Source organism: Marivirga sp., assembly GCF_024636815.1.
GTDB lineage: Bacteria > Bacteroidota > Bacteroidia > Cytophagales > Cyclobacteriaceae > Marivirga.
The window spans coordinates 1-14,385 of record NZ_JAGXGF010000099.1 but is presented as its reverse complement, the minus strand read 5'-3'; the positions used below and the strand labels follow the sequence as shown (position 1 = coordinate 14,385).

Annotated in this window: 12 protein-coding genes; all 12 read right to left on the bottom strand. The window is 34.8% G+C overall.

From position 1 onward, the window contains the following. Window positions 1-158: 158 nt before the first annotated feature. The gene (carB, locus tag Q0L29_RS07510) at window positions 159-2,972 is read right to left on the bottom strand and encodes a carbamoyl-phosphate synthase large subunit (RefSeq protein WP_296620450.1); all 2,814 of its coding nucleotides are present in this window, start codon (window positions 2,970-2,972) and stop codon (window positions 159-161) included. A 76-nt stretch (window positions 2,973-3,048) separates the two neighbouring features. Beyond that, a complete protein-coding gene (locus Q0L29_RS07505; protein ID WP_296620448.1) occupies window positions 3,049-3,651 on the bottom strand; it encodes a class I SAM-dependent methyltransferase in 603 nt (200 codons plus the stop codon). After that, window positions 3,644-4,483, bottom strand: a complete 840-nt coding sequence (locus Q0L29_RS07500; protein ID WP_296620446.1) for a UbiA family prenyltransferase — start codon at window positions 4,481-4,483, stop codon at window positions 3,644-3,646. The genes Q0L29_RS07505 and Q0L29_RS07500 overlap by 8 nt, the downstream gene beginning before the upstream one ends. Window positions 4,484-4,606: 123 nt before the next feature. Further along, complete coding sequence (rplS, locus tag Q0L29_RS07495; RefSeq protein ID WP_296620444.1) at window positions 4,607-4,957, bottom strand: 50S ribosomal protein L19; 351 nt, start codon at window positions 4,955-4,957, stop codon at window positions 4,607-4,609. A gap of 101 nt (window positions 4,958-5,058) precedes the next feature. Continuing rightward, window positions 5,059-5,739 carry a tRNA (guanosine(37)-N1)-methyltransferase TrmD gene (gene trmD / locus Q0L29_RS07490; protein ID WP_296620442.1) on the bottom strand — a complete coding sequence of 227 codons (681 nt, stop codon included), beginning with the start codon at window positions 5,737-5,739 and terminating at the stop codon, window positions 5,059-5,061. Then, window positions 5,729-6,277 (bottom strand): ribosome maturation factor RimM, encoded by a 549-nt coding sequence (gene rimM / locus Q0L29_RS07485; RefSeq protein WP_296620440.1) that lies wholly within the window; start codon window positions 6,275-6,277, stop codon window positions 5,729-5,731. The genes trmD and rimM overlap by 11 nt, the downstream gene beginning before the upstream one ends. Before the next feature lie 12 nt (window positions 6,278-6,289). Then, window positions 6,290-6,910 carry a 30S ribosomal protein S16 gene (locus Q0L29_RS07480; protein ID WP_296620438.1) on the bottom strand — a complete coding sequence of 207 codons (621 nt, stop codon included), beginning with the start codon at window positions 6,908-6,910 and terminating at the stop codon, window positions 6,290-6,292. 129 nt (window positions 6,911-7,039) lie between these two features. Continuing rightward, window positions 7,040-10,081 (bottom strand): sensor histidine kinase, encoded by a 3,042-nt coding sequence (locus Q0L29_RS07475; RefSeq protein ID WP_296620437.1) that lies wholly within the window; start codon window positions 10,079-10,081, stop codon window positions 7,040-7,042. Window positions 10,082-10,895: 814 nt separating this feature from the next. After that, window positions 10,896-11,786 (bottom strand): bestrophin family protein, encoded by an 891-nt coding sequence (locus Q0L29_RS07470; RefSeq protein WP_296620436.1) that lies wholly within the window; start codon window positions 11,784-11,786, stop codon window positions 10,896-10,898. Window positions 11,787-12,609: 823 nt separating this feature from the next. After that, the gene (locus Q0L29_RS07465; protein ID WP_296620435.1) at window positions 12,610-13,818 is read right to left on the bottom strand and encodes an efflux RND transporter periplasmic adaptor subunit; all 1,209 of its coding nucleotides are present in this window, start codon (window positions 13,816-13,818) and stop codon (window positions 12,610-12,612) included. A 34-nt stretch (window positions 13,819-13,852) separates the two neighbouring features. Further along, window positions 13,853-14,080, bottom strand: coding sequence for a hypothetical protein (locus Q0L29_RS07460; RefSeq protein WP_296620431.1), 228 nt, complete (start codon window positions 14,078-14,080; stop codon window positions 13,853-13,855). Next, a partial coding sequence (locus Q0L29_RS07455) for a TolC family protein (RefSeq protein WP_296620430.1) occupies window positions 14,067-14,385 on the bottom strand: 319 nt, incomplete at its 5' end. The genes Q0L29_RS07460 and Q0L29_RS07455, both read right to left, overlap by 14 nt.

The window sequence follows — 14,385 nt, the reverse complement described above, 5'->3', positions numbered from 1 at the left end:
GCTTTTCCTATCCCACCTCTAAACAGCGATTTTCTTCCTAAAAATTCCTTACAATAGCCCGCTATTGTAAGGAATTTTTAGTTGAAACTCACTATTTACAGGCGTTCTGAATCCTAAATTAGAATCGAACTCAGGTTAATAGGCTCTATTTAGTTTTACTATCTACTCAAATAAAGGTTTCGTTCTGAAACGATTTTAAGGAAATAATCATCCATCAAATCATCAATAAAATAGATGGATTCTCCTGTCGATTTCATCTCTGGACCTAATTCCTTATTTACATTCGGGAATTTATTGAAAGAGAATACTGGCTCTTTAATCGCGTATCCTTTTCTAGTTGGATTAAAGTTGAAGTCCTTCACTTTCTTTTCACCCAACATCACCTTGGTTGCATAATTTACATATGGCTCCTGATAAGCCTTGCAAATAAATGGTACCGTTCTGGAAGCTCTAGGATTCGCTTCAATGATGTACACTATATCATTTTTAATGGCAAACTGGATATTGATCAAGCCTTTAGTTTCTAAAGCTAAGGCAATTTTTTTGGTATAAGTTTCAATTTGTGTCAACACGAAATCACCCAGATTGTAAGGAGGTAAGACCGCATATGAATCTCCAGAGTGAATACCCGCTGGCTCGACATGCTGCATCACACCAATAATATAAACATCCTCACCATCACAAATGGCATCAGCTTCTGCTTCAATAGCTCCATCTAAGAAGTGATCCAATAATACTTTGTTGCCAGGAATATCACGCAGCACATCTACTACATGTTCTTCCAATTCTCTTTCGTTAATCACGATTTTCATTCCTTGGCCACCTAATACGTAAGAAGGTCTAACTAACATTGGGAAACCAATATCTTTAGACATCTCCAAGGCATTATCGGCATCTTCCACTACCGTAAATTTCGGATAAGGAATATCATTATCTGCCAACAATTTAGAGAATGACCCTCTGTCTTCAGCTAAATCTAATGCTTCATAAGATGTACCAATAATTTTTATTCCATAACGGTTTAATTTCTCTGCCAACTTTAAAGCAGTTTGACCACCCAACTGAACAATAACACCTTCTGGTTTTTCATGTAGAATGATATCATAAATATGTTCCCAGAAAACAGGTTCAAAATATAATTTATCGGCTGTATCAAAATCAGTAGAAACCGTTTCAGGGTTACAATTAATCATGATGGTTTCATAACCGCATTCTTTTGCAGCCAAAACTCCATGCACACAGGAATAATCAAATTCAATTCCCTGACCGATTCGGTTTGGTCCCGAGCCTAATATGATTACTTTCTTTTTGCCACTTTCAACCGATTCATTCTCTTCTTGGAAAGTAGAATAGTAATAAGGTGTGTGAGCTTCAAATTCCGCAGCGCAGGTATCAACCAGTTTATAAACTCGCTTGATACCCATTTCATGGCGTTTTTTATAAACCTCGCTTTCAAGGCATCTCACTAAGTGTGCAATTTGCCTATCAGCATAGCCTTTTTGCTTCACTTCCATCATCAATTCCTTTGGAATAGAATCAATTGTAAATTTCTCTACCTCTTTCTCTAACACCAATAGTTCTTCTATTTGCTCTAAGAACCATTTATCTATTTTAGTAAGCTTTTGAATGGTTTTGAAAGGTATACCTAATTTGAAGGCATCATATATATGGAATAATCTATTCCAGCTTGGATTTTCTAAGCTGTACAATAATTCGTCTTGCTTTCTCAGCTCTTTTCCATCAGCTCCCAATCCATTTCTTTTTATTTCTAATGATTGACAAGCTTTTTGGAGGGCTTCTTGGAAGTTCCTTCCAATCCCCATTGCTTCCCCTACTGATTTCATAGAGAATCCTAATCTTCTGTCAGATCCTGGGAATTTATCGAAATTCCAACGAGGGATTTTTACGATTACATAATCTAAGGAAGGTTCAAAATACGCGGAAGTGGTTTTAGTAATTTGATTTTTAAGTTCATGTAAATTGTATCCAATTGCCAATTTGGCTGCAATTTTTGCGATTGGATAACCTGTTGCTTTAGAAGCTAAAGCAGAAGAACGAGATACCCTTGGGTTAATCTCAATCCCTATAATATCATCATTTTCAGGGTTAACAGCAAATTGCACATTACATCCACCAGCAAAATTACCTATGCCCTTTATCATTCTAATGGCCAAATTCCTCATTTCCTGATAAACTGTATCAGGTAAGGTCTGAGCCGGAGCTACTGTAATGGAATCGCCAGTATGAACACCCATTGGATCAAAGTTCTCTACAGAACAGATCACGATTACATTTCCGATATTGTCTCTAAGAATTTCTAATTCGTATTCTTTCCATCCTAAAATACTTTGCTCAATAAGTACTTCATGAATTGGAGAAGAATGTAAACCATCCTTCAATGCATTGTCAAACTCAGCAGGATCTTTTACAATAGAGCCTCCTAAACCCCCTAAAGTAAAGGAAGAGCGTATTACTAATGGGAAACCTATTTTTTGAGCAATTTCCTTTCCTTGCAAAAAGGAAGTTGCTGTTTCACCATCACAGACGCCAACTCCTAATTCCATCATTTTCAAGCGGAATAACTCTCTGTTTTCCGTAGTATCGATCGCAGCAACATCAACACCTAGCATTCTGACATTATATTTCTTCCAAACCCCTGCTTTATCGCATTCAATGGCTAGGTTCAATGCCGTTTGGCCTCCCAAAGTAGGTAATACAGCATCTATATCATGCTTTTCTAAAATCTCTATGATAGATTTTTTAGTTAATGGTTTTAGATAAATATTATCAGCTGTTACCTCATCCGTCATAATGGTAGCAGGGTTGGAATTAATAAGTGTCACTTCAATTCCTTCCTCTCTGAGAGAACGAGCGCCTTGAGAACCTGAATAATCAAATTCACAAGCTTGACCAATAATGATTGGACCTGAACCGATGATGAGTACTGACTTAATGCTATTGTCTTTAGGCATGAGCTTTTTATTTCTGTTTCTGGGCTAAATAAATTGGGTAAAATTAAGATGATAAATCCGAAATCGAAAGAGATGGTCAACCAATGTTTTGATAAATTTTACTTTCTACCATAGAATGGTAAAAAAGGGCTTTTCTCAACAAGAGAAATTGGTGCTTTTCAAAAAACAAATCAAAATTGGCCAATTCCTTCGTTTTTAAATTAGTTGAAAGAATAAAAAAAGCATACATAATTTTAATCATTAAAACTTGAGCTTTGTTTTTAGGATAAAAATCTGTTTGAATCCATTTTCCTTTTTTATTCAATACATTTTTAAGTTTTAAGAAAATTGAGTTCAGTTGATCTTCATTAAAACAATCCAGAAAAAAGGGAGTGATGACAAAATCATATTTCTCATTACTTGTCCATTCTAAAATATCGGATTGAATGAATTCTATTGTGGCATTTGATTTTACTTCATTAGCCCTATTAATCATGGCTTTTGAAAGCTCTAAATATTTAATCACCTGTGATGAATCAAAATTCCCCAATATTTTACCAGTTCCTCCACCTACAATTAGAATCTTACTATTTGATGGCATTTGGTTTAAAAAGTGATTTGTTGCTTTTTCGATTTGCTCTCCGAAAATAATTTTTTTCAAAAAATCATAGGATGAGGCTATTCGATTAAAATTAGCCATCTATAAATATAATTTCAATCAGTGGCAACACAAAAACTATATCCCCTATTACGCGGTACCATTCTTCCTGCCTTAAGACTACTTCTTTACTAAGTACCATTGCCAAAACAGAGGCCATCAAAACAAAAATTGCTTGATAATCAAGAAGCTCTTCTGCCTTAAAAACCAAAAAAGAAGAAGACCATATAACCACAAAAGAGAATAGTAAAAACAGAATGACTTTTCTGGAAAAATCAACTCCTTTTACGGTGGCAAAAGAATTAAACCCTAGCTTTTTATCCACTTTATATTCGATCATATTGAACAAAATGAGATTAATGCTAGCCAGGATAAATAACTGCATCCAAAAGTAAATCAAAATCATAGGGATACTCTCTATATATGCAAAGGTTGGCAAACAAATCCCAGTTGCATATACCAGTGCAATAAACCATTCCTTACCCCAGTAGACTTTCTTTTTGATAAAATGAATAAAAACTAAATAGCAAAATACGGCAAAACCCAAAGCCAAGCCATATCCAATAAGATAAGGTTTTAGATTTTGAAGTATAAAAATCAAAACCATAGAAACTACGGCTATCAACCCGAAAATATAGGGAGCATTTTTGTAATGGATGATATGGCGAAATAAGGCATCTTGAGATTTTATTTTCCGAGCATCCAATAAATGGTCAATTGTATAAATAAGCCAAACAGTTAAACCAAGTGCTATGATGGCAGAAGAGGGAATATCTGCATTAAAATAATTACCAATCCATCTGGCGCTGATGACAGCACCTGCCACCACGTCTAAACTAAAAGCCCTGATATATTGATAAAACTTAGTAAACATTGAATGTAAAAATAGAATAAATCTAAGAATTTATTCATTTTATCGAGTTAAATCTAACATTCACCGAAAAAAAAAGGCGATTATGTTTCCATAATCGCCTAGAATGTTTTTAAATCTATCGTATTAGATTTTTTCTTTAATCCTTGCAGATTTACCTTTTCTACCTCTTAAGTAGTATAATTTAGCTCTTCTTACAGAACCTTTTCTCACTACTTCGATTTTATCGATAGCAGGAGAGATTAAAGGAAAAATTCTTTCAACAGCAATTCCACTTGAAACTTTTCTTACAGTAAAAGTTACAGAGTTACCAGAACCCCTTTTTTGGATTACAGCACCTTGGTATAGCTGAATACGCTCTTTATTTCCTTCTTTAATTTTCACGTGTACGTTCACAGTATCACCTGCCTTAAAATCAGGAAATTTACTTACTGCTTCGTGATATTCTTTTTCAATTTCTTTGATCAAATCGCTCATGGCTCTTTCTTTTTTCCTATAATGGTTTCGGTACTATGTCCGAAAAACGGAGTGCAAATATAAGGATAATTTTAATCTTTGCATCCCTAAACAATATTTTTTTAATCTTTTTTCAATAAATCTGGTCTTCGCTCCTCTGTTCTTTTCACTGCCTGCTCAAATCTCCACTTTTCTATATTGGCTGCATGACCGGATAATAATATCTCAGGAACTTTTAAGCCTTTAAATTCTGCTGGCCGACTATAAACTGGTGGCGCTAATAATCCATCCTGATATGAATCTGTTAAGGCCGATGTTTCATCAGACAACACCCCCGGCAATAACCTGACTATAGCATCGGATACTACTGCCGCAGCTAATTCCCCCCCAGAAATAACATAATCCCCTATGCTGATTTCTTTAGTGATATAATGCTGGCGAACTCTTTCATCTACCCCTTTATAATGCCCGCAAAGGATTAATAAATTCCCTCTTAGCGCGAGTTGATTTGCTAAAGCTTGCGTAAACTGCTCTCCATCCGGACTCATGTAAATCACTTCATCGTAAGATCGTTGTGATTTTAAATCATCTATAGCAGCCGCAATGGGTTCTATTTGCAAGACCATCCCGGCTCCTCCCCCATAGGCATAATCATCTATGCTTCTCTGCTTATGGGTAGAATAAGTTCTAAGATCATGAACATAAATTTCAACTAAGCCTTTTTCCTGTGCACGTTTTAATATACTATCAGAAAACGGGCCTTCTAAAAGCTTAGGTAAACAAGTGATGATATCAATCCTCATCTTCTTCTCCCTCCTCTTCCAAATACAATTCCAACAATCCGTCCGGTAGGTTTACTTTTATTAAGGCATTTTCTCTATCCACATTCAAAATCACATCATCATTGATAGGAATAAGCACTTCCTTGCCTTTATATTCCATACCGATTAAATCTTGATATCCTGCCTCAAATACTTCTTTCACTATTCCTAACTTCCCTTTTTCTATATCTTCAATTTGGAAACCATTAATTTCATGGAAATAAAACTGACTTCCAGTTAGTTCGGGCAAGTCTGTTAAAGGTAAATGCAGAGTAGAGCCTCTTAATGATAAAGCGGCATCTTTATCTTCAACATCTTCAAACTTTACTAAAGCTTCCTTATTCTTAAGTTGGATATGCTCAATAAAAAAAGGAACCAGCTTTCCGTTTTGCAACAGGAATACTGATTCCATTTCTTGATAATCTTCCGGATAGTCTGTATCCAGTGAAATATATAATTCTCCTTTTAAACCATGAGGCTTTAATACCATACCTAATTGAAAGCATTGGTCAAGCTTCATAGCTGAAAGATATTAATCTTCTTTCTTTTCTTCTTCTGATTTCTCCTCAGGAGCTTCAGCTTTTGGAGCTTCTTCAGTAGATGCTTCCTCTGCAGGAGCCTCTTCTTTTGATTCTTCTTCAGCAGGAGCTTCTTCTTCAGCAGGAGCTTCTGCAGCTTTTGCAGCAGCCTCAGCTTCGTCTTGACGCTTTTTAATAGCTTCAGCTCTAGCTTCGTTTACTTTAGACTCAGCTTCCAATCTAGCTTTCTTCTCAGCCGCTACTTTGTCAGCCAATGATTTCTCCTTGCCTTCAATTGTAGCTTCTTTGTCTTTCATCCAAGCTTCCAATTTTTTATCTGCATCCTCTTGAGTCATTGCACCTTTGATCACACCAATTTGCAAATGCTTTTTGAAAAGCAAGCCTCGGTATGATAACATTGCACGAACCGTATCGGTTGGCTGGGCACCATTCATTAACCACTGAAATGCCTTATCGTTGTCAAGCTCAATAGCTGCAACTGGCGTATTTGGGTTATAAGTACCAATTTTTTCAATAAAGCGACCATCACGTGGTGCACGGGCATCTGCTACGACTACATCGTATATTGCCAGTTTTTTTCGGCCTCTACGGGCCAATCTGATTTTTACTGCCATTTTGTATTTTGTTTTTAGCAATTACGAAGGATCACGTCCTTCTTTTAATTAGTCTGCAAAGGTAATGAAAAAAGATTATAAATATAAATAGGCTTTAATTTTTTGTATTCTAGTTCAATAAACTCTTAACTATTTATTGCAGAAAGGAATTTCAATAAGGAATTTGGTGCCTTCATATTTCTCTGATTCCATTTTAATGGTACCATGCAGCTTTTCAACTGTCTCTAATATTATATACAAGCCTAAGCCTGAACCGGTACTTCTTTCTGTTGCTCTATAAAACATTTTAAAGACTTCTTCTTGTTCGTCTTTAGAAATACCAATTCCATTATCTTCAATTAAAATCCGTGCAAAACTTGAATTGCTTTCAACTTCTATTTTTAAATAAGGGTCATCTTTTGAGCCATCATAATATTTTAAAGCGTTTGAAATTAAATTCCTGAATATAACGGCTATCCTTCTTTTGTCGCTAATAAAAAGTTCTTTTTGAACAATACTCACTTCTTTCCTCACCTCCCCCTCACTATCTAAGAAAGATAATTCATCAATTATATTTTCAACTGTAAATTTAAAATCTACTTCATCGCAAACTACTTCTTTGCGCTCATTACTTGAAAAATCAATGATCTCAGCAATAAAGTCATCTAATCTTTTTACGCTTTTCTCCATCTTATCCAAATAGACCAAAGTGTTCGGGGGGTCTTTGCGAGATAAATTAATCAAGCCCAATAAGGAAGCTAAAGGAGACCTCAAATCGTGAGAAGCACTATAGACAAAACCATCCAACTCACTATTTACTTTAATTAATTTTTTATTCATTTTTTGAATACCGCTTACTCTCCATTTGTAAATAGCATAGACTAGAAAAAATGCTAATACGCCCAATAAAAAATAAAACCAGAAAGTCTCATGAAATGCTGGTTTCACTACAAAATGAAGTTTTGCAGGCTCTTGAGTCCATAAACCATGGTTATTAGTAGCAAAAAGTAAAAAGGTATATTCTCCAGGAGGTAAATTGGTGTATTCTGCGGACCGTACTCCTGCAACCTCTGTAAAATCGGAATCGAATCCTTCCAGCTTATATTTAAATCTGGTGGCATCCGGATCTAGAAAACTTAAAGCGGTATAATCAAATTTAAATCTATTTATTTTTGAATTTAAAATTATATTGGGTTGATTTTTATAAGTACTATCAGGAGTTTTTAAATTTTCCACATAAACTTCGGGAAGAGAAGTATTTGCTTCCATTAGACCAGGAGAAATAATGCTAACACCTCCTAAAGTTGGTATAAATAATCTTCCATCCTCTGATTTCAAAGACCTTACAGCACCTGTACATTCATCATCATACATTCCATCAGATTCAGAAATTAAGCGAGAGTGTACTTTATGATCTGATTTCTTTAAAAAGGCCTTAATTTCTTCTTCCTTAATATTAATTACACCCTGATTTGTGGTAATCCAAATATCTCCATTATCATCCTGAAGCCAATCAAACATGCTTAAGCCAGTATAATTTCTGGTAAATTCCAGCTTATGAACTTTCTCTTCATTTATATAGAATATTCCAGCCGTTGTTACAGCCCATAATGCTCCAGGCCTGTCAATATGGACATTAAAAACTATAATCCCCTGGTCATTATTAGTCAAAGAAATGTTTTTGACCGTTCCATCTGAGTGAATAACAGCAATTCCTCCGCTATGAGTACCTAAATATAAAGACCCGTCCTTATCCTCCTCTAAGCTTAGAATAAAATCGGCCTTTAAGCCATTTTCTCTATTATATATTTTTACAACTTTATCATTTTTAATTTTTATCAACCCTCCCGACCTACTCGCCACCCAGATATCTCCTTTTTTGTCTTCCAAAATCCTTCTTAAATCGAGAGAAGGCAAGCCATCGGACCGATCATATAATTTTTCATTAGACCCTCTTTTCCTAATCAATCCTTTATAACTCGCAATCCAAATAGTTCCATTGGATTGTTCATAAACATCTCTTATCCCAGTCGGCTTTATTGTATTTTGTATTTCTAAAGGCTTAATTTGATTAGAATTCAAGGTGAAAATATTCCCATCATCACAACCTATAAAGAATCCTTCTCCATTCTTTCTTTCTGTTACTATGTTAATATTATCATTTTCCAAACCATCGAATCGATTAAAATTAATAATACCTGTTTCTTTAAGTTGAACCAGTCCATTTCTACCTGTTGCTAACCAATAACTCCCTTCTGAGTCCAACATAATATCATTGACCCTTGTCATATCGATATAACCTGAAGATGATATGAATTCAGTAATACCAGATTTTAAATTAATCCTTCCTAATCCATTATCCGAGCCTATCCACAAGAAGTGACCAGCGTGAAATATTGCATTAACAGATTCCTCCTTCATAAAATCAATAGACCTCAATTTATCATTATAAATGAAATTCATACCTGATTGCGAACCTGCGATAATAGAATCACCCACTTGAGCTATAACATTAATAATATTACTGTTTAAGCCACTTCCAAAATCGTAGTGAGCTTTTACTTTATGACCTTTTATTAAAAATAAACCATTACCTTCAGTACCGACAACTAAATCATTATCATCTGTTTCATGTAAAGCCAAAATATTACTGGTCTCTAAAATTTCATGTTGAAATTTATAAATGCTATCCCCTGACAATATAAACAAGCCCTCATTTACGGAACCTATCCACATATCTCCATTTTGATCAATAATCACATCTTCAACTGAGGCAGGTATCTTACCAATTTTTGGCTTTAATTGCTCGAAACCAAATTCTTCATTATACTGTATTAAACCACTACTTTGGGAAGAAAAATAAAGTGTATGATCAATGGGGCTATGATAAATATTTCGAAAACCACTACTTCTTAAAAAAGATAATTCCTTTTGATCAAAAGTTATAGTCTTATAACCATCAAATTTCTGAATTCCATTATAAGTTGTTAGCCATATATAGCCTGAATGTGATTGCATAACGTTGGTAACATTATTAGCCACTAATCCAGCGGATTTTGCAGACCACTCTGTAGCCATCAGGCGCTTTAGAGGAATATTTTCATTATTTATGGATTGAGCATAAACCAGACCTGAAGCAATCATTAAAAAGAAAGCTGTAAGACAACATTTTCCAAAGGCAGACCTAATCATACTATCAATATTTAAGACATAGTATTTAGCTGAATAATTAAGCTATTCTTTAAATATTACAAAATATATCTGATTAAACAAAAATTACTAAACACAAATGTTTTAATGGAATTATTTAGCTTAATTTCTTTTCAAAAAAAACCAGTTTGGATCACTATAGCTAAGCCCAATAACTACAGCAAGTGCAATTTAGAGGTTGAATAGGAAAGGCGGTGACTGCAATAGCAAATGAAATAGGCGAATTCCGAACTAGTGAAGTCTTACTTAAACTAATCCTATATTCATAAGGTAACTTTAGGAGCTTGCCCACCAACTGCTAAAAGACATGATCAAAGTTTGAAATATCTCTATTTTACTTACTTGAATGACTATCCTTTCTATTTTCAACTTGCACATTTCTCGCAAATGCCTTTTACTACTAAATTTGTTTCTTCTGGATTAAAAAGACCAGAAATTACTTTGGTTAAAAAAAATATTGTGCCTACCTACAGCACTATTGTATTAATAATAGCACCTAGCAATGAAAACCTTTTATATCCGAATGAAAAGGTTTTTGTCCTCCTCAAAACTTTCCAACTTCATGCGGATCATCTGCTCCTCTGAAGGGCAGTCCATCTTGCTAAGATAAAAATAGATTTCTTCAATTTTATTTACTTTTTAAAGGCTAGTAATCTAAGAGCATTAAACACTACCATTAAAATAGAGTATCCATGAATTAATACGGTAACTTCAATAGAAACCCCCAAAATGGTGGAGGGAGCAAGAGTATTTTTATTTGAAGTTTTTTCCATGTTCAGTTACCTAAATTGGTACATCACAAAACATAATACGTCTCAGATTTTTTCTTTTGTGGGGTGTTGGAATCTCCCACCATTTGTTTCAAATTTATTTCAATTGTTTCAGCCAAATCAGTCATAGGAGTATCCAGTGGCTCGTTCTCAAAAGGATCTTGCATAAGTATGGAGGTTTTTTCGATAGCAATAAAGATTACTGGTATAACAATTGTAAGGCCTATCTGAACCGCTAGATATTTGTCAAATAAGCCGAAGGGAAGCATAGCAGCAAATACATAGATAATAATATGAACCAAGATACTATAAGCTTTAGGAAAAACAGTGTTTTTTATTCGTTCACATTTTCCCATCGAATCACATAACCGCGCTATAGTACTATCTATTTGTAGCTCCTGAAAATCGTTGAGCATATTACTTTTTTTTGCTCTTTGTATAGATTCAGAATGCGCTACCAGTAGTGCATTGGGGACATTAAATGCTTCAATTTCATTCGAATCAATATATTCTTGAACCCTTTGCGAAAATGGCTGATTTCTAAGGGACTCGCCAAGGGCATAGCACCAAATAATCTGGCGATTGCTTATTTCCTTTACCGTTGATTCATAGTTTTCGTGCTCTTTATTAAAAATACATACCGTCTGCCTTATCAGGGTTCTGGAATCGTTTACAATTGCTCCCCAAATGATTCTGGCTTCCCACCACCTATCGTAGGCCTGGTTGGTACGAAATGCAAGCAACAAGGCCACAGCAGTCCCAAAAACGGCTGTCACTCCAAGCGGTACGGAAATATTTTCCAGAAAACCGTTCTGGTCAAAAAACCCTATTATAATAGAAAATAAGACAATAATTAAGACGTCAACCTTAATTATTTTGAGAAAATAGGAAATGGATATTCGTTTATTTAATAGCATGTTGTTTTCACATTAAGATTAAGTTCATTCTGAGTTACTCTATTCAAGTTTATACGATCCTACCTTTATGAAAGATTTTACATGTATCAATTATAATCATCCGGTACATGGTTTGAAGCTTGATTAATTTAATGAGTGTCCATAATGTTAGATTTTGAGAAATCTTAAGGTAATTTGTTTTATGCTATTGCATATCAAAGCTTTTCACACCCCTCCACCTTTATAAAAAAAACACTATTTCTGATACGTAAATGAGGTTATCGGAAGGTGCAGTTGATTGTGTATTTGCGTACATTAATTGTGTGACTTTATCCATTTCTCCATTTTGGCAAACCTGCTTTAATTTCATTTATTTGCTTGAATTTGAATAAAAAACTATTTCATTTTTGGTTCTACCATAAATTTAGTGGTAATACTGTAATCTATCGTTAGGATTGGCCTTATTCATTTTAGGTATTTTGAATATATAATTGGATAAGAAACAAAATCTGTTTGACCGTAGGGAGTTTTTTTGTTTCCCAATTATATATTGAAAATAGCGTTAAGAAATGAATACAGCCCTGCCTGCGCAGGCAGGCTTGAATTTTTGTTTCTTTTGTTTTAAGACATAAGAAAAAGAAGATCATTCAAGGTGCCAATAGCTGGATAATAGATGGACCTATTATTATTCATACATCTTTTTATTTGTATCAGAAATCTATTTCTTCATTAAATTTGCAGTAGAACCTCATTTTTTTTTAAAGCTGCGAAAAAGCAGTTGGCAAAAATTGCTGATTGCCAACTCCCAACTTTGTTTTTTGCCAACTGCTTTTGCCAACTATGTTTAATGACTATGAGAAGCCTTACTTTTATTCATTTCTGAAATCAAATAATAGGCATCACTCCAAGCGACAAGCGTTCCTTCTGGAAGTGGTTTGAGAAGTTTAATCTCTACCCAACCATCAGCACTAATGCCTGTTCTGACTTCAATAGCATCGAATGTCCATTCGGTTTTTCCTCCTTCTTGATGCGACTTAGCAGTGAAAATATAAGGCTTGCCTTCCTCTTCAATAATTGCCTCTTCAGGTAATGCCATTACCTCAGTATTACTGGTTTCAATTCTGGCAGTAATATACATTCCAGGGATTAAGAAATTCTCTTTTTGGTCAATTTCAGCATGAACATGCACCGCTTTCGGATTCTGCTCAAACTTTTTACCCACAGAATAAATCTTAGCCGACAGATCAGCTCCTGGTGCAGAAGCTACTGAGAATTTAATTTGTTGACCGACTTCCACTTTATGCACATCTTTTTCAAACACCATCAAATCCGCATGAACATGTTCTGTATTCACTATTATGAACATTTCGGTTTGAGGCTCAACATATTGCCCAATCTGCACTTTGACTTTTTCTATAAATCCGTTTATAGGACTGACAACGGGCACATACTGATAAATTTCACCATCCTGTATCTTTTCAATATTTAAACTTAATTGTTTCAATTGAGCTTCATAGCCTTTCACTTCTCCGTTCATGGATTGATAATTAGCTAATGTTTCTTGATAATCTTTCCCTGAACCTACCTCTTCATCATAAAGACGCTTTTGTCTTTGCATTTCCTTTTCAAGATACTGAAACTGACTATAAGCTTTGATATAATTACTTTGAAGATTAGTGAGATTAGGATGAGATAAAAAAGCCAATACTTGTCCTTTTTTTACCTTATCTCCCTCAATTACTTTTATGCTTGTCACATTTGCTCCCAATATGCCCGTAACCGTAGCTTCATGCTGTGGTGGAACTTCTAATTGTCCATTGGCCTCTACAATTCCAGATAGGCTGCGAGTAGGCAAGGAATCGACTTTTATCCCTAAGCTTTCAAACTTAAGATTGGAAAGATGAAGCGAAGATATACCTTCTTCTTTGTGTGCCGATTCTTCTTCTGATTTATCATTCAGCTTATTTTCCTTTTCGGTTGATTTACTATCACATCCTGCAATTGATATCCCAAAAAGGAACAGTGCCAAAATATATATAATTTGATTTTTCATTTCTTATGTTTTTTAAATCCGATGATTTTATGATTTATTCTGATGTTTTTAAATAATATTCTAATTGATAGCGACTATCTAAATATTTGCCAAAGGCATTCCATGAATCCACTTCTATACTTATAGCATCTCTTATATTTTGTAGAAATGAAACATAATCGATAGCTCCTTCTCGATAGGCTGCAATAGCACCTTTCCGCTGCTCTGTCGCTAAAGGCAAAGCTTCATCACGATAATATTTCCAAGAGTTATACCATTTCAAAATACTGTTCTCGAACACGATTGTATTGATTATTCAATTCTAACTGGGTTTGCCGATAATTCTGCTCGGCAATATCCTTTTGAATTTTGGCAGATTGAGACCTACCTAGTTCTGGCCCAAAAAATAAAGGAATTTTAATTCCTACCTGATAGGTATAAAAGCCCGATTGCCCTCCAATTTCTTGCCTGCCGTATTGCCCTTGCAATTTCGGAAGAAACTGTGAACGCCTTTCTCTAATGGTGGCATTTGCCACTTCAACTTCTTGTTCTGAAATATCTAAGAGTGGATGACTTCTTAAGGAATCT